Raw genomic sequence first — 15,288 nt, 5'->3', positions numbered from 1 at the left:
AGGAGGCGCGCATGGATCTGTTGACCCTGGCCGGCGTGGTGCTTGGCGGCGCGGCGATCGTGTTCGGTTTCGCGCTGGAAGGCGGGCATTTCACGATGCTGTTCCAGTTCGAGGCGCTCGTCATCGTGCTCGGCGGCACGCTCGGCGCGGTGATGATCCAGAACACCTGGGCGCGCTTCTTCGACGCGGTGAAGCAGTTGCGGCTCGCGTTCGTGCGGGCGCGCGAGGTCGATCGCAAGAACCTGTCCGACCTGCTCGAATGGGGCGACCGCGCGAAGCTCGACGGGCTGCTCGCGTTCGAATCGATGGACGTGAGCGGCATCCATCCGTTTGCGCGCCGCGGGCTCGAACTGCTGGCGAACGGCGTGTCGACCGCCGTGCTCGAGGACGCGTTGCAGCGCGAGCTCGATGCATACGAACGCAGCCGCCTGGCCGCCGCGCGCGTGTGGCAGCAGGCGGGCGGGTATGCGCCGACGTTCGGCATTCTCGGCTCGGTGCTCGGGCTCGTGCAGGTGACGAGCCATATTCTCGAACCGGCGCAGCTCGGGCCGGGCATCGCGGTCGCGTTCATCGCGACGCTGTACGGGCTGGCGCTCGCGAACCTCGTGTTCCTGCCGCTTTACGGCAAGCTGCGCGCGCAGATCGACAGCGAGCTGCGGTTTCGCAAGCTGTATCTCGACGGTTTGCTGGCGATTTCGCGCAAGGAATCGCCGCATACGATCGAAACGCGCCTGACGGGCGACGTGCGCGGGCGCGCGGCGGAGTCGCTCGCGTGATGGGCGTGTGTCGGACGAACAACCCGGATTTCCCACAGCATGACTGCTCGAACTGACGGTGCATCCGCGGCCGATCGCGACGATGACGAACTCGACGGCGCGCAGTCCGGCCGCTGGCTGATTTCGTACGCGGATCTCATCACGACGCTGATGGTGCTGTTTCTCGCGTTGTATGTGCTCCAGCTCGCGAAATACAACGCGCTCGACGCGCGGTACCAGACGCTCGCGCGGCATGCCGGGAGCGCCGCGAGCGCATCTGCTGCTGTGGCTCCCGAGCGCTCGCCGCCGTGGCTCGCCTTGCTCGATTCGTTGAAGGCGAACGGCCGGATCTCGCTCGTGAAAGCGCCGCACGGCGTCGAGATCGGCATCGACGCGAAGATCCTGTTCAACGTCGGCGATGCGCGCTTGCTGGCCGATTCGGCGCCCGTGCTGAACCAGATCGCGCAGGCGCTGAGCGATCACGCGACCGGCGACATTCTCGTCGAAGGGCATACCGACAGCGTGCCGATTGCGAACGCCAAATACGAATCGAACTGGGAGCTGTCGTCGGCGCGCGCGGGGAGCGTCGTACGCTACCTGACCGAGCGCGGCGTGGCACCGCACCGGCTCGCGGCGATCGGGCGGGCCGATACGCAGCCGCTCGTCGCGGGTGACGATGCGGCCGCGCGGGCACGAAACCGGCGCGTCACGATCTTCGTTGCATACTGATTGACGCCGATCGCGCGCCGATAGGCGGCCGCCTATGCCCGCCTGACAACAACATAACAAATCTCGCATGATGAACATCTGAAATCAGCGATGCGGTTCCGCGCCCGCATGCCGATAACCCAAACTGGCTCAGACCGAGCGGTTATCGAGGGTTCCCCATGCACTTCTGGCGCAAGCTTTCCATTCAGAACAAGCTGATTCTCAGCATGACGAGTTGCCTGCTCGTGTTCGTCGCGATCTCGAGCGGGCTCAGCATCCGTCTGATCGGTAACGCGGTACGCGATCGCGTGGTCCGCGAAGAGCTGCCGACGGCCGTGAACGGCATCCGCGCCGACGTGCAGCGGCAGATGGCCGGCCCGATCGCGGCGTCGCGGATTCTCGCGCGCGACGCGTTCCTGCTGCAATGGGAAGCCGACGGTGAACCCGACGCCGGCACGCGCAACTGGATCCAGCTCGCGAAGAACGTGAAGGACGAGCAGAAGGCCGCGTCGGTGCAGTGGGTGTCCGTGAAGAGCGGCAACTACTACAACGAATCCGGCCTGCAGCGGAAAGTGACCGACAAGGATCAGTGGCTGACCGGCTTCCTGTCGTCCGGCAAGGCGTTCGACGTGAACATGGACCGCGAGGTGACGGTCGGCGGCTACATGATGTTCATCAACAGCCGCGTCGAGCTCGACGGCGTGCCGATCGGCGCGGCCTGCATGAGCCTGTCCGTCGATGCGCTCGCGAAGGGTATCGCCGCTTACCGGATCGGCGAGACCGGGTTCGCGTATCTCGTGCGTCCCGACGGCGCGATCATGATGCATCGCGATTCGTCGCTGATCGACGGCAAGCATTTCATGAAGGACCAGCAGGGGTTGCCCGGCGATGCGTCGTCGACGCTGCTGGCCGGCAAGCCGTATGCGTACCTGAGCTACGAGGGCGACGGCGGCGCGCGCTTCATCGCGACGTCGTTCATTCCGGAATTGAACGCGTATGTCGTCGTCGAGGTGCCGCAGGCCGAACTGCTCGGGCCCGTGACGAGCGCGATCCGCAGTGCGGCGCTGGTCGCGGCGGTGGTGGGCCTCGGGGTCGCGCTGTTCGTGATCTGGCTGGTGGGCCGCGCGATTGCCGCGCCGATCCGCCGCGCGGCGACGCTGCTGTCGGAGATCGCCAGCGGCCAGGGCGACCTCACGCGCCGGATGACGGTCGAGAGCCAGGACGAAATCGGGCAGTTGTCGGACGCGTTCAACCGGTTCGTGTCGTCGCTGTCGACGCTGGTGCACAGCATTCGCACGGCGTCCGCGTCGATTGCGACCGGGTCGGCGCAGATTGCATCGGGGAATGCGGATCTGAGCGAACGCACGGAGGGGCAGTCGAGCAATCTGGAGCGGACGGCGTCGTCGATGGAAGAAATCACGGCCGTGGTGCGCAACAACACCGAGACCGCGACGACTGCCGCGAAGATGATCAACGGTGCGTCGGATACGGCGGCGCGCGGCGGTCAGGTGGTGGGTGAAGTCGTGACGACGATGGAGCAGATCAGCGACGCTTCGCAGCGGATCTCCGAGATCATCGTGATGATCGACAGCATCTCGTTCCAGACGAACATTCTCGCGCTGAATGCGGCCGTCGAGGCGGCGCGGGCCGGCGAGCAGGGGCGCGGGTTCGCGGTGGTGGCATCGGAAGTGCGGAATCTGGCGCAGCGCAGCGCGCAGGCGGCCAAGGAGATCAAGGCGCTGATCGAGCACAGCGCGGGCACCGTGAATACCGGGTCGCGGCTGGTCAGCGAGGCAGGGAAGGTGATGCGCGATGTCGTGTCGCAGGTGCAGGGGGTGAGCGCGATGATGAGCGAGATTGCCGAGGCGAGCCTGGAGCAGAGTGCCGGGATCGACCAGATCGGCGATGCGGTGCAGTCGCTCGACCAGATGACGCAGCAGAATGCGGCGCTGGTGGAAGAAAGCGCGGCGGCCGCGGCGAGCTTGAAACAGCAGGCGGCGGAACTGACCAGGCTCGTGTCGGCTTTCAAGGTGGATGAATAAAGCCTGATTCACGATTTAGAATGGGGCGTTTCTGAGGGACGGCTGCCGTGGTTTCACGGCAGCCGTTTTGCATATCGGTGCGGGATTCGATGACGTCCATAAAAATGAAGCGCATTTCCAGGTGGAAGATCGGAGTGGGGGCGGCGGTTCTTGTCGCGGTGATCGCCGGGGTGGGGGCGAAGGTGATTGCGTCGCCGACCGATTCTTATCTTGCCTATCGGAAGCAGGCTGTCGACGCGATCGGGGCGGCGCAGCCGGACGACAAGACGGAACTGGACAAGAAGTACACGCCGGAGGTGAATGCGCGGCTGGCCAGGCTGGTCGGGAAGGTCAGGGCGAAAGGCTTTTCCGCGAAGGCGGGGAGTACCGTCGATGGTCTCTATATCGACAACGGGACGACGCCCGGTCCGGATGGACTGTTCTTGAAGTCGGACGACGGCAAGGTGAATCTCGTCGTGACGACGGTTCCGCTTTTGAAGGCCTGGGTGGCGACGGCGGATGCGGGGATCAAGTCGGCGGACGATGTCGCGGCGATTTTCGATAACGAGACGTTTTACACCGACGTGTTCGGTAATGACGCCATGGCATTCCGGTTCGCCGAATTGCCGGTGAAGCGGAAGCCGGCCGATGCAGTGGTGAAAGCATGGCTGCTGGGTGAAAGCCAGGACGGGATGCCGGATGGGCCGAACAAGCTGGCCGTGTCGATCAGGCAGGGCGCACGGGTTTATCTCCTGTGGCGGGATGCGACGTTGCCGACGATTGCCGCCTGCAGTGCGGAGCGCGTGGCCGAGGAGCAGCGGCCAGCCTGTTTCGCGCAGCAATTGCCCAAACAGCGGCGCTATGCGCGGTTTCTGTCCGACGCGCAAGCGATGGTCGATGCCGTTGCTCAATAGGATGCAATCGTCTCGATTGTCGTTGAGCCGGGCGGTATCGCGACGCTAATGGATTCGCCCGCTTTTTGAGACATTCGACAGCACCGGAAACATCGCTGACAATCGGCGGCTGAAGACCGGACAGCCATCGATGTCGAATACGGCTGCGTCGCCGGGTACTTCAATCTCCTTTTTGCCCAGCTTCGTCTTCGCCTGCCATGACTATTGCCTTCGAGTCTCCTGATCAACCCGACGTGATCGCCCTCATCGCCGATCTCGATGCGTACCAGGACACCCTGTACCCGCCCGAGAGCCGGCACGCTCTGGATATCGCGTCGCTGAAGCAATCCAATGTGCTGTTCGCCGTCGCGCGGGACAGCGAGGGCAAGGCAATCGGGTGCGGGGCGATTGTCCTCAATCCCGAATTCGGCGAATTGAAGCGGATGTATGTCAGCCCGCAAGGTCGCGGGCAAGGTGTCGCGAGGAAACTCATGGCGCTGCTCGAGTCAGGGGCGATCGATCTCGGTTGCGCGTTGCTCAGGCTCGAGACCGGACCTTATCAACCTGAGGCGCTGGCCTTGTACGCGTCAGCGGGGTATGAGCGCCGTGGGCCGTTTGGCGATTACGTGAATGACCCGTTGAGCGTATTCATGCAGAAGCCCCTCGCGGCTTGAGCATCCGGCTCGTGCGGGCCGGCGATGACTGCCGGTGGTTTTCGCTCGTCCGTCGGATTTCGTCGCGGGCGGACGTTCGACGTTTCATGCAATCCGTCGAAACGCGATGGTTCGGCGGCGTTCGGGAAACGCCCGGCCGGGCGTTTCCGCAGCCGTGCGGCGGCCGACCGCAGTCACGCCGGGCAGGGCGCGCAGCGAGGTAGGGTCGCATCGTTTCGTCTGAAAAACAGGCCCCCGGGAGAAATAGTTACAAGATAGCGGTTGACGCGGGCCTGCCTGGCGGTTAGTGTATGCGTCGAAGTCCAAGAAGTCCGATTGCTGTTCATCAATTGCTCGCTCTCCGCAGCGGTATTCGTTGTCCTCTCCCTCCTTGACGCTTCAGGCGCTCTTCAACAGAGCAAATCTTCATATTTTTATCTCAGGGAATCTTCATGGATACCGGTATCGTCAAGTGGTTCAACGACAGCAAAGGCTTTGGCTTCATCACGCCGGATAACGGCGGCGACGATCTCTTCGCTCACTTCTCCGAAATTCGCAGCGACGGCTTCAAGACGCTGGCTGAAAATCAAAAAGTGAGCTTCGAAACGAAGCAGGGCCCGAAGGGTCTGCAAGCGGCCAACATCACGCCGCTGTAAAGTTTGAAGGGCCCGGCCTCCTGCGATGGAGGCCGGGTCGCAGCGACACCCTCACGGAGCGTTGTCTCCTAAAGTTGGCGCGATTGTTCTTAGCTGCATCTGTTGATTCAGCAGCTTGCCAAGCGCCACACGCCTCGTTGCACTTCATTCCCCCCTCCGGCAGCAACGCCTCATTCTTGCTTTCCGAAAGCTTTAGATTCAGCCCGTAATGGCTTTGAATCGGCGCGCCTGTGCACATTTCGCACGGCACGCGCGCACTCGAACATTATTAAAATTAAAATGCAAAACAAACAAATTCAACAATACAACGGCTATGCCGTCCAACCCTCGGCGCATCGTTTGCCCGACGGTAGTTTTTCCTCCAACCTGGTACTCGAACGTACCGACAGCGCACCCGCCGAAGGGCGCTACCAGTTCTATTCGCTCGATTACTTCTCGAGTGAAGCGCAGGCACTGCGGCACTCGGCACGCTGGGCACGTCGCTGGATCGACACGCGCGGTTAAAGGTAACGCCGCGGCACCCGACACCCAACGCAGATGAGTCACCCGGGCGCGCAACAAAGCGCGCCCAGACCTCGTGCGCAATCGATTCGCAGTCCTTTGATTGTTTTCGTGCGCCTTGTCCATCTGCAGGTGCAGTGGCCGATTCGGTGGCCCGAGGCGTTCAGGTCATGCACGTCCTTGCGGCGCATCGTCGGCTTGGCCGGACGACAGTGCGAACGTCATGGCTGTTCGCGCATCCGCGGCAACCCTGTTCGGCCCGAGCCGCGCGGCGGCTTCGAACGCGACGAGACACTGAAGGGCGGAAGGAGCGTGATGTGCATGGCGGGTGTGAAGGTCTTGCGGCTCGCGACATCATAAGCGCGGATCGAAAGGAAATCACAAGCCGACGCATGGGCGAAAGCCCGCCCGTCGGGGCGTAATACAGATTTACAAAGTCCGTGCGGCGCGGCGTCAACATGGGGCAGGAACGGGGCGTTCACTACTGCGGGAACACTCCATTTCACGACAAGACGGAAAAACTGCACTCATGAAACTCAAATCCATTCCCGTGATTCTGTGCGCCGCTTTGATGGCGAATGCCGCGTTCGCCGACGAGCTTCACAACAAGGCGATGGCCGCCACGCACGATCTTCAGCGGTCCATCGAGGAAATGCACATCATCCAGCAGGAACACGGCGGCGAGTTTGGCGGCCACATGGCGCGTGCCGAGCAATTGGCCCGCCAGGCCGAGCAGGAGCGTGCCGCTGCGCTCGAGTACTACCGCGCGCGACATCCCGGCTGGCAGTAACGCCTGTCCGCCTCACATGGCCACGACGTTTGGATGATCAATGATGAAATCGAAATCCTGTTACACCCTGGTCGCGTCGCTGCTCCTGGGTGCCTCGCTGTCCGGCTGTGTGGTGGCGCCGGCTGAACCGCCGGTGGTCGCCCCGGCCGGTGTCGTCTACGTTGCGCCGGTCGGCGTGATGCCGGCTCCTGGTTACTCGTGGCGCTACCACCCGCACTACGGGTGGGGATGGTGGCACCCTCACTACGGCTGGCACCGAGGCTGGCGCTGACGCGTGGTCGCGCGGGAATGCCTGCGCGACGAAGGTGGACGCAGGAGCAAGGCACGGGGAGATTTCCCCGTGCTTTTTTTTACGCCATGCCACTGCGACAGTCGCGGATCGCATTCGTGCGAAGATTGCCGCGGTGCGCGCGTGACAACGTTCGCCGGCCTCCATTTCCCTTTCACCCCACCCAGGCACCATGGACCGCTTCGAAAGCATGTCGGTGTTCGTCGAGATCGTCAGTACCGGTAGCCTGACTACCGCGGCCGAGCGGCTCGGCCTGTCGCCGAGCATGGTCGGCAAGCACTTGAACGCGCTCGAAGCGCGGCTTGGCGTCAAGCTGCTTCACCGCACGACGCGGCGTCATCACCTGACCGAGGCCGGCGCGCTTTACCTGGAGCGCTGTCGCGACATCCTCGACCGGGTCGAGACAGCCGACGACGCCGCGTCGACACTCGGCAGCGATCCGTCGGGCCAGCTCCGCATCGCCGCGCCGATTTCGTTCGGCGTCACGCAGCTCGCGCCGGCCGTCGCCGCCTTTCTCGCGCAATATCCACGCGTCGATATCGAACTCGTGCTGACCGATGCGGCAGTCGACCCGGTCGGCGACGGTATCGATCTCGCCTTTCGCGTCGGTCCATTGGCCGATTCGTCGCTCGTCGCACGGCCGTTGCCGTCGTATTACCGGACGGTCGTATGCGCGTCGCCGGATTATCTGGCCCGCCACGGTATACCGGCCACGCCGCAGGATCTGCTGAATCACGATTGCCTGGGCCATACGCGATGGGGGCCGCGTTACCGGTGGCGATTCGACGGGCCCGACGGGCCGATCGAAGTGCCCGTTGCGTATCGATTGCGCGTCGACAGCGGCCCCGCGCTGCGCGAGGCCGCGCTGGCCGGCGGCGGCGTGATCCTGCAGCCGTTCGGGCTGGTCAAGGCCGATCTCGAGGCCGGCCGCCTGCATCGGTTGCTGGCCGCGTATGAATCGCGCGGCCGCGACTTTTACCTGCTGTACGCGCGCGACATCGGCGCGCCGGCCAAACTTCGCGCATTCATCGCGTTTGCGCTGGATCATTTTGCGGCTGCGGACCCGGCGCATTGAGCCCGTCGGCATCGGGCAGGGCGGCGAAGACTTCCGCTACGACGCCCAGCGCGTTGTTCACGGCCGCACCGCCGCCATAGAACATCGTTTGCAGGATCGTCTCGACGATCTGCTCGCGCGTCGCGCCGGCGACCAGCGCCGCTTCGACGTGCGCGCGCAATTGCGGCAACGCGTACCCGAGCGTCACGCAACTGGCGATCACGACCAGCTCGCGCGTCGCCAGGTCGAGCCCGGGCCGGTCGAGCACGCCAGCGAACGCCCATTGCATCGTCATCGTCAGGAAGTCGGGGCAGAGCGTTTCGCGCGATTGCGCGAGATCCTTGCCGCTATGCGCGCCGTGCAGGCGCTCGAACAACGCGAGACCACGTGCATAGGTGTCGTCGCGGGGAAGAAGGGGCTGCGTCATCGTTGACCTCGTCGGGAAGCGCCGAAATACCGGCGGACCAACGCAGTGTGGGGCGACGGGGCAAGTTGAAAAACGCGCGTCGGGTCGTTTCATTTCGCACCGGGAGTGGGGAATGCGCGAGCGCCGCACCTGCGTCCGGCGCCGCGATGCCGGCGGTACTCGTCGCCGCGCATCATTCATGCGAAGATTGACCGCACATCACACTCGCCCGAGAACGACGTGTCCCGATTCAACCCTGAGCGCAAGCCGGACGCCGCCCACCCACCGTGGATGCCCGTTGCGATGGCCGAACTCGGCATCCGCCGCCATCCGCCCGGCAGCATCAACCCGCGCATCGTCGAATACAACAACCAGACGAACCTGGTCGGCTACGACGACAAGATTTCCTGGTGCTCGTCGTTCGTCAACTGGTGCATGACGCACGCCGGCATCCGCGGGACGGGCTCCGCGCTCGCGCGTTCGTGGCTCGAATGGGGCCGGCCGCTGGAGCGCCCTGTCTACGGCTGCATCGCGATCCTGACGCGCGACGATCCCGCGAGCTGGAAAGGGCATGTCGGTTTCTACCTGCGTCATGACGGCGAACACGTGCATCTGTTTGGCGGCAATCAGCTGGAAGAAGTGCGCGAGCTTGCGTACCCGTTGAACGAAGTGATCGGCTACCGCTGGCCCGACGCCGTCTGACCAAACCGCCGCAGCGCAAACAAAACTTCGAACATTGCCTTTCAAGCGGCTGCTAATCTGTCGCACACGCCGCATTGATCCACGCGGAGTTCGTCGACGCATCCGCCGCACAGTCGCCGACCTCCGCCCTGACAAGGAGCCTGCAGTGCAAACCGGTAATCTCCGTCTCTACGCGGATACGCAATACGCGAGCCCTTACGCGATGTCGGTTTTCGTCGCCCTCGAGGAAAAGGGGCTGCCGTACGAACTGGTGACCGTCGATCTCGGCAACCGCGCGCATTTCGCCCCTGACTACGCGGCGACCTCGCTGACGCAACGCGTGCCGACGCTCGTGCATGACGATTTCGCGCTGTCGGAATCGTCGGCGATTACCGAGTATCTCGACGAGACCTTCCCGGGCACGCGGCTCTATCCGGCCGAGCCGCGCCAGCGCGCGCGGGCCCGGCAGGTGCAGGCGTGGCTGCGCAGCGACCTGATGCCGGTTCGTACGGAGCGGTCGACCGAAGTGCTGTTCTACGGGCCGTTGAGCGAGCCGCTGTCGAGTCTGGCGCACGCTGCCGCGCAGAAGCTGTTCGCGGCCGCCGACAAGCTGCTCGCACCGGGTGCGGCAAACCTGTTCGGCGAGTGGAGTATCGCGGATGTCGACCTGGCGGTGATGCTGAATCGCCTGGTGCTGAATGACGATCCGGTGCCGCAGCGCCTCGCCGACTATGCGCGCGCGCAGTGGGAGCGGCCGACGGTGCAGCGGTGGGTGAAGCTGAAGCGGCCGCCGCTGTAATTCACGGGTGCAAGGAGCGCGTCGGCGGCGAGAGAGTGCGCCGGCTGCCGACGCGCCGCGTTTGAGACCGTCCCGCATGCAACCAAAATCGGCGTGCTAGAGTAGGCCGGCATTCCTCCTCACCTGAATCCTCCCGAACCGCCATGAGCTATCTTCCCCAACTCGCCGCAGTCGGCGGCGTGATGTTGCTGGCGTGCGTCAGCCCCGGTCCCGACCTGATCGCCGTTTCGTCCCATGCGCTCGGCAATCGCCGCGCGGGCCTGCTGGCCGCGCTGGGCATCGCGTCGTCGCATGCGGTGTGGGCCGCGATGGCGATTTTCGGGCTCGGGCTGATCGTCGCGAAGCTCGCTTGGTTATACGAGGCGATTCGCATCGCCGGTGCCGCCTACCTGATCTATCTGGGCATCAAGACGCTGTCGGGCCTGCGCCAGTCGGCACGGCAGGCGGAAGCCGCAAGCCAGCCGATCGTTCGCGGCGGCGTGCATGCATACCGGAAAGGGCTGCTGGTCGGCCTGACCAACCCGAAAGCCGCGGCGTTCTTCGGCAGCCTGTTCGTCACGCTGCTGCCCGCGCATGCGCCGGCATGGGTGCATGGCGCGACGCTGGCCGTGGTCGTCGCCGTATCGCTCACCTGGTTCTGCACGGTCGCCGTGCTGTTCTCGACGGACCGCGTGCAGACGGGTTACGCGAAACTGCGCAAGCCGATCGATGCTGTGATGGGGACGATCCTGTTGGGGCTCGGCGCGAAGCTGGCGCTGGACCGGTAAGCCGGGACGCGGATCGTATAGGGTCGTGATCCCCGGGATTGCCTTTCTGTTGCGCCTCGTTGCCGGCGTTGTCGCGGCAATCCGGTTCTGGCACAAACGCATCACGCGTGTCGTCGTGATGGTCGTCGCGATGGTGATGGCGATTTCCTGTCGTGCGTGGGCCGCTCCGCCGCACGAGCGCCTGATAAAAAGTTGTCTGTTGGCGCAATCGACTTCTCCGTCCGTCGTCATTCACGACATCGACGCACATGAAGTATCGCAAGAGGATGACTACGCAGACGGCTTCAACGCAAGGTATCTCGTCAAGTACGAGGGTGCCGACGTTGGCTACGCTGAAGGGAAATCGACGCAGGCGTTGGTCTATTCCGGAAAACTCTATCGATTGTCCGCGGCCTTGCCCGTTGGAAACAACGGCGGGATCAAGCCGGCCGCGTTCAATCCTGCGCTCGCGCAGTGGAGCCTCGCAACCGAGGGGCGCCAGAGCTATCTATGCGTGAGCTTCAATTTCGACGGGCTGGGGCGAAGCGGGTCGTTTCAGAACGTTCACGGCGGATATCTGTTGAATCCGGAAACCGGCAACCTGTACTTCGTCGTGCGTGACGTCAGGAAGTGAGCGCCCCGTGTTGCGCAAGCTTGCCGGCGGCCATCTCGTGTTTGCGGGGCTGCCATGTACCTGATGCCTTTTGTGAAGGCAGGAACGAGTCAGTCGCCTTTGATCCGCGTGATTGACGCGAACCCCTCGTCAACGGTTGGCGGTTCAAAGAGGGACGCCACGCTTTCGATACTGCCATCGGGGACGCGCTCATCCACGGGTCTCCGTGCGTTCCGTGCCTTTGCGACGTCGAGCGGCGTGTCGATCCAGATCGCGTGTACGACCGCATTGCGTTGACGTGCGATATCGATGATGGGCTTGCGGTGCCTTGCGCCAGGCAACGCGGCATCGAAGCAGATGCACGGCGCATACTCGTGCGCGTGCGTGCCGATCCAGTGCGATTTTCCCGCCCCCTGCACGCCACAGACGACAAGGATCGGCGGGGGATTTTCCGCGTGGCTGGCCAAGGCAGATTCAAGCGCCGCGAAGCTGCTCGACCATGCCGCTTTGCTTCTCTCCGGAGTCCAGACCCTTCCCGTGGCCGTTTCCAGAAACGTATCGGGATTGATCACCTGTATGTTCATGACGCCAATGTGTGCCGGAATTGCGCCGATTCGTACTATAGGCCCTTCCGCGCAACCGTGGACGGGTCCTGGTCGACGACCGGCCAACCCGGCACGACCCGGCGCTCAATTCTTCGCCACGGCCTCCACCGCCGGCCCACCTGCCGCCTCATTCCTGCTCCACCCACCCCCGAGTGACCGATACAGCGCGACCGCCGCCAGCGCATGTTCGCGCTTGAGCTGATTGAGCGAATCCGAATCGCGCAGATACACCTCCTGCGCCGACAGCACATCCAGAAAATCCGTCGCGCCGCCTTTATAAAGCTGGTTCGCCAGCCCGAGCGCCTTGTCCGACGCTGTCAAGGCACTATCGAGCCTGCGCGTCGCCTCATCGGCGCTGACGAGATTCGCCCGCGCATCCTCGACTTCCCGCAACGCCTGCAGCATCGTCTGCCGTAGCCCGAGTTCCGATTCGCGCATCCGGCTTTCGCTCTGCGTGATATCGGCCGTGATGCGCCCCGCATTGAAGATCGGGCTGGTCGCACTCAACGCGGCACTGAACAGGTTGTCGGTCAACGTCGGCAACCCGAGATACGAAGCAGCGAGAATCCCGTCCGTCAGGTTCAACGAAAACTTCGGATACCGTTCGGCCTTCGCCACGCCGACTTGCGCCGCCCGCCGCTCGACCTGCGCATACGCGCTCAGCACATCCGGCCGCCGCAGCAACGCCTGCGAAGGCAACGTACCGGGCGCGCCAACCGGCGGCGCGGGAATATCGCCCGCCTGCGCGAGCACCAGCCGGTCGACCGATTCCGGCGTGCGCCCCGAATACACGGCAATGAGATTGAGCTGATGCGCAATCTGCGCCTGCGTCGGCGGAATCCGTGCTTCGAGCGCGTCGAGCTGGTTCTGCGCACGCGTGACGTCGAGTTCCGTCGACAGCCCGAACGCCTGCCGCTTGCGCGTGAGTTCGAGCGCATGCTGCCGGATCTTCGCGTTGTCCTGCAGGATTTTCAGTTCCTGCTGTGCCCAGCGCAGATCGACATACGCGGAAGCCGCATCCGCTGCGAGCGCGAGCCGCATCGCATCTTCCGCATGTTTCTGACCGACGAGCTCCGCCTGCGCGGCGAGCAGGTCGAGCCGTTCGCCGCCGAACACGTCGGGCGACCAGCTCAGCGCGAGCCCCGCGCCGGCCTGCCGCACATAGCCGAGCGGCGGCGGCGTGTTCTGGCGTGCGTCGGCCGCATGCGCGGTCGCGTCGAGTTCGGGCAGCAGCACCGCGCGCTTCTGCACGGTCAGCGCCTGCGCCTGCTTCACGCGTTCGGCAGCGGCTTGCAGATCGAGGTTGCCGTCGAGCACGGCGGCGATCAGCCGGTCGAGCACGGGATCGTGGAATTGCGCCCACCACGCGGCGGCGTCGACATCCGCGCGCGGCACGTCGGTGCCCCACGCGGTGGGCGCGAGCGTCCGAACGGATTCGGGGAGCGCCGGATGCTGCGCGGGCTGCACCGCACACCCGGCGGCGAGGGTGCTGACGGCGAGGGCGACGAGTAGTTTTTTCATGACGGTGATGACCTCAACCTCAGTGCGCGTCCGGCGGCGGCGCGTTCAGGGAAATGGGTTTGGAGAAGACGACCGCGATCAGCGCGACGATGAAGCACAGCGACAGCGCGTAGTACGCATCCGCATACGTGAGCGTCAGCGCTTCGCGATAGATCAGGTGGTGCAGGTTGGCCAGCCCGGCTTGCGCGGTGTCCAGCGTGTTACCGGCCACGGACGACCAGTACGCGGCCTGGCGATCGAGCAGCGAGGCGACCTGCGGTTGGCCTGCGCTCACGTGCTCGTTCAGGCGCAGGTAGTGAAAATTCAGCCGGTCGTTGAGCATCGTCGCGCTCACCGCGATGCCGATCGCACCGCCGAGATTGCGCATCAGGTTGAACAGGCCGCTCGCCGATTTCAGGCGTGACTGCGGCAGCGAACCGAGCGCCATCGTCACGATCGGCGGCACGCTGAATTGCTGGCCGATGCCGCGCAGCGCCTGCGGCAGCAGCAGTTCGCGCCAGCCCCAGTCGTGCGTGATCGGCGTGTACAGGTAGCAGCCGAGCCCGAAACAGATCAACCCGAACACGAGCAGCGAGCGCAGGCTGAAAAAGCGCGCGGCGAACGCATACGCGCAGAGGGCGACCAGCTGGAACGCGCCGACCGACAGCAGCGCCATGCCGATCTGCAGCGAGCTGAACGCACGCACCTGCGCGAGAAACAGCGGCGTCAGGAACACGGTCACGAAGATCCCGATGCCGGTCACGAACGACAGCAGGCTGCCGATCCCGAAGTTGCGCACGGCGAGCGCGCGCAGGTCGACGATCGGATCCTTCGCGGTCAGCGCGTGCACGATGAACAGGAAACCGCAGATGCCGGAGATCCAGGCGCAGATCACGATCGCGTCGTCGCCGAACCAGTTCTTGCGCGGGCCTTCCTCCAGCACGTATTCGAGGCAGCCGAGGAAACCCGACATCAGCACGATGCCGAGATAATCGCCGCGCTTGATGAGGCTGAGGTCGGGTTCGTCGATATGCACGTAGCGCGGCACCAGTGCGGCCACCGCGATGCCCGGCACGAGGTTCAGGTAGAACAGCCAGTGCCACGACCATTGATCGGTGATCCAGCCGCCGATCACGGGGCCGATCGCCGGCGCGAGCGACGCGAGCGCGCCAATGGTCGTCGACGCGATCAGCCGCTGCTTGCCCGGGAACAGCACGAACGCGGTGGTGAACACGGTCGGGATCATCGCGGCGCCGAGCGCCCCTTGCAGCCCGCGAAACAGGATCATCGAGTTGATGTCCCACGCGAGCCCGCACAACATGCTCGTGATCGTGAAGCCGACGGCCGACGCGACGAACAGCCAGCGCGTCGACATCACCTTCGACAGCCAGCCCGACATCGGGATCACGATGATCTCGGCGATCAGGTAGGCCGTCTGCACCCACGACAGTTCGTCCTGGCTTGCGGACAGGCCGCCGCCGATGTCGCGCAGCGACGATGCGACGATCTGGATGTCGAGCGTCGCCATGAAGAAGCCGACGCACATCAGCGCGAATGCGAAGACGCGCTGCTTCGTCGGTTGCGACGCCGGGTCGCCGGAAAACGCGGTGGTCATGAT

Annotated in this window: 17 protein-coding genes; 13 read left to right on the top strand and 4 right to left on the bottom strand. The window is 64.4% G+C overall.

Features of this window, described 5'->3' with window-relative positions; all coding sequences use genetic code 11:
- Positions 1 to 11 precede the first annotated feature (11 nt).
- The 9 genes from ACPTTF_RS28805 (at position 12) to ACPTTF_RS28765 (ending at position 8,341) form a co-directional block, all read left to right on the top strand.
- Positions 12 to 776, top strand: a complete 765-nt coding sequence (locus ACPTTF_RS28805) for a flagellar motor protein (protein WP_166954414.1) — start codon at positions 12 to 14, stop codon at positions 774 to 776.
- A 39-nt stretch (positions 777 to 815) separates the two neighbouring features.
- The gene (locus ACPTTF_RS28800) at positions 816 to 1,484 is read left to right on the top strand and encodes an OmpA/MotB family protein (RefSeq protein WP_423369167.1); all 669 of its coding nucleotides are present in this window, start codon (positions 816 to 818) and stop codon (positions 1,482 to 1,484) included.
- A 158-nt stretch (positions 1,485 to 1,642) separates the two neighbouring features.
- A complete protein-coding gene (locus ACPTTF_RS28795) occupies positions 1,643 to 3,505 on the top strand; it encodes a methyl-accepting chemotaxis protein (RefSeq protein ID WP_166954411.1) in 1,863 nt (620 codons plus the stop codon).
- Positions 3,506 to 3,609: 104 nt separating this feature from the next.
- Complete coding sequence (locus tag ACPTTF_RS28790; protein ID WP_423369166.1) at positions 3,610 to 4,398, top strand: hypothetical protein; 789 nt, start codon at positions 3,610 to 3,612, stop codon at positions 4,396 to 4,398.
- Between the two features lie 197 nt (positions 4,399 to 4,595).
- On the top strand, positions 4,596 to 5,051 hold the full coding sequence (locus ACPTTF_RS28785) for a GNAT family N-acetyltransferase (protein WP_166954408.1): 456 nt from the start codon (positions 4,596 to 4,598) through the stop codon (positions 5,049 to 5,051).
- Between the two features lie 431 nt (positions 5,052 to 5,482).
- Positions 5,483 to 5,686 carry a cold-shock protein gene (locus tag ACPTTF_RS28780; RefSeq protein WP_166954405.1) on the top strand — a complete coding sequence of 68 codons (204 nt, stop codon included), beginning with the start codon at positions 5,483 to 5,485 and terminating at the stop codon, positions 5,684 to 5,686.
- A 279-nt stretch (positions 5,687 to 5,965) separates the two neighbouring features.
- A complete protein-coding gene (locus ACPTTF_RS28775) occupies positions 5,966 to 6,190 on the top strand; it encodes a hypothetical protein (RefSeq protein WP_166954404.1) in 225 nt (74 codons plus the stop codon).
- A gap of 526 nt (positions 6,191 to 6,716) precedes the next feature.
- A complete protein-coding gene (locus tag ACPTTF_RS28770; RefSeq protein ID WP_155627214.1) occupies positions 6,717 to 6,977 on the top strand; it encodes a hypothetical protein in 261 nt (86 codons plus the stop codon).
- Between the two features lie 461 nt (positions 6,978 to 7,438).
- Positions 7,439 to 8,341 carry a LysR family transcriptional regulator gene (locus ACPTTF_RS28765; RefSeq protein ID WP_423369165.1) on the top strand — a complete coding sequence of 301 codons (903 nt, stop codon included), beginning with the start codon at positions 7,439 to 7,441 and terminating at the stop codon, positions 8,339 to 8,341.
- Here ACPTTF_RS28765 and ACPTTF_RS28760 read toward each other — a convergent pair.
- The gene (locus tag ACPTTF_RS28760) at positions 8,292 to 8,747 is read right to left on the bottom strand and encodes a carboxymuconolactone decarboxylase family protein (RefSeq protein WP_166954400.1); all 456 of its coding nucleotides are present in this window, start codon (positions 8,745 to 8,747) and stop codon (positions 8,292 to 8,294) included. The genes ACPTTF_RS28765 and ACPTTF_RS28760 overlap by 50 nt on opposite strands.
- A 270-nt stretch (positions 8,748 to 9,017) precedes the next feature.
- Here ACPTTF_RS28760 and ACPTTF_RS28755 point away from each other — a divergent pair, with 270 nt between their 5' ends.
- From ACPTTF_RS28755 to ACPTTF_RS28740, 4 genes are all read left to right on the top strand, one after another.
- Positions 9,018 to 9,428: a TIGR02594 family protein gene (locus tag ACPTTF_RS28755; RefSeq protein WP_423369904.1), complete on the top strand. Its 411-nt coding sequence runs from the start codon at positions 9,018 to 9,020 to the stop codon at positions 9,426 to 9,428.
- A gap of 145 nt (positions 9,429 to 9,573) precedes the next feature.
- Complete coding sequence (gene yfcF / locus ACPTTF_RS28750; RefSeq protein ID WP_423369164.1) at positions 9,574 to 10,206, top strand: glutathione transferase; 633 nt, start codon at positions 9,574 to 9,576, stop codon at positions 10,204 to 10,206.
- 143 nt (positions 10,207 to 10,349) lie between these two features.
- Entirely contained in the window at positions 10,350 to 10,973 is a 624-nt protein-coding gene (locus tag ACPTTF_RS28745) for a LysE family translocator (protein ID WP_423369163.1), read from the top strand.
- Positions 10,974 to 10,998: 25 nt separating this feature from the next.
- On the top strand, positions 10,999 to 11,586 hold the full coding sequence (locus ACPTTF_RS28740) for a hypothetical protein (RefSeq protein ID WP_423369162.1): 588 nt from the start codon (positions 10,999 to 11,001) through the stop codon (positions 11,584 to 11,586).
- Between the two features lie 89 nt (positions 11,587 to 11,675).
- On the opposite strand, the gene ACPTTF_RS28735 is transcribed toward ACPTTF_RS28740, so the two are convergent.
- The 3 genes from ACPTTF_RS28735 to ACPTTF_RS28725 all read right to left on the bottom strand — a co-directional run bounded on the left by ACPTTF_RS28735 (position 11,676) and on the right by ACPTTF_RS28725 (position 15,285).
- Complete coding sequence (locus ACPTTF_RS28735; protein WP_423369161.1) at positions 11,676 to 12,137, bottom strand: AAA family ATPase; 462 nt, start codon at positions 12,135 to 12,137, stop codon at positions 11,676 to 11,678.
- Between the two features lie 117 nt (positions 12,138 to 12,254).
- On the bottom strand, positions 12,255 to 13,691 hold the full coding sequence (locus tag ACPTTF_RS28730; protein ID WP_423369160.1) for an efflux transporter outer membrane subunit: 1,437 nt from the start codon (positions 13,689 to 13,691) through the stop codon (positions 12,255 to 12,257).
- 19 nt (positions 13,692 to 13,710) lie between these two features.
- The gene (locus tag ACPTTF_RS28725) at positions 13,711 to 15,285 is read right to left on the bottom strand and encodes a DHA2 family efflux MFS transporter permease subunit (protein WP_423369159.1); all 1,575 of its coding nucleotides are present in this window, start codon (positions 15,283 to 15,285) and stop codon (positions 13,711 to 13,713) included.
- Positions 15,286 to 15,288: the final 3 nt, after the last annotated feature.

Origin of the sequence: Burkholderia crassaminum (assembly GCF_964265005.1) — a bacterium.
Lineage (GTDB): Bacteria > Pseudomonadota > Gammaproteobacteria > Burkholderiales > Burkholderiaceae > Burkholderia.
This window is presented reverse-complemented; position numbering and strand designations above follow the sequence as displayed.

Coding starts and splice junctions, on each gene's coding strand:
- ACPTTF_RS28745 (WP_423369163.1), top strand. CDS start 10,350: ATGAGCTATCTTCCCCAACTCGCCGCAGTCGGCGGCGTGATGTTGCTG.
- ACPTTF_RS28785 (WP_166954408.1), top strand. CDS start 4,596: ATGACTATTGCCTTCGAGTCTCCTGATCAACCCGACGTGATCGCCCTC.
- ACPTTF_RS28725 (WP_423369159.1), bottom strand. CDS start 15,285: ATGACCACCGCGTTTTCCGGCGACCCGGCGTCGCAACCGACGAAGCAG.
- ACPTTF_RS28790 (WP_423369166.1), top strand. CDS start 3,610: ATGAAGCGCATTTCCAGGTGGAAGATCGGAGTGGGGGCGGCGGTTCTT.
- ACPTTF_RS28765 (WP_423369165.1), top strand. CDS start 7,439: ATGGACCGCTTCGAAAGCATGTCGGTGTTCGTCGAGATCGTCAGTACC.
- ACPTTF_RS28780 (WP_166954405.1), top strand. CDS start 5,483: ATGGATACCGGTATCGTCAAGTGGTTCAACGACAGCAAAGGCTTTGGC.
- ACPTTF_RS28770 (WP_155627214.1), top strand. CDS start 6,717: ATGAAACTCAAATCCATTCCCGTGATTCTGTGCGCCGCTTTGATGGCG.
- ACPTTF_RS28775 (WP_166954404.1), top strand. CDS start 5,966: ATGCAAAACAAACAAATTCAACAATACAACGGCTATGCCGTCCAACCC.
- ACPTTF_RS28760 (WP_166954400.1), bottom strand. CDS start 8,747: ATGACGCAGCCCCTTCTTCCCCGCGACGACACCTATGCACGTGGTCTC.
- ACPTTF_RS28730 (WP_423369160.1), bottom strand. CDS start 13,691: ATGAAAAAACTACTCGTCGCCCTCGCCGTCAGCACCCTCGCCGCCGGG.
- ACPTTF_RS28805 (WP_166954414.1), top strand. CDS start 12: ATGGATCTGTTGACCCTGGCCGGCGTGGTGCTTGGCGGCGCGGCGATC.
- ACPTTF_RS28755 (WP_423369904.1), top strand. CDS start 9,018: ATGCCCGTTGCGATGGCCGAACTCGGCATCCGCCGCCATCCGCCCGGC.
- ACPTTF_RS28795 (WP_166954411.1), top strand. CDS start 1,643: ATGCACTTCTGGCGCAAGCTTTCCATTCAGAACAAGCTGATTCTCAGC.
- ACPTTF_RS28800 (WP_423369167.1), top strand. CDS start 816: ATGACTGCTCGAACTGACGGTGCATCCGCGGCCGATCGCGACGATGAC.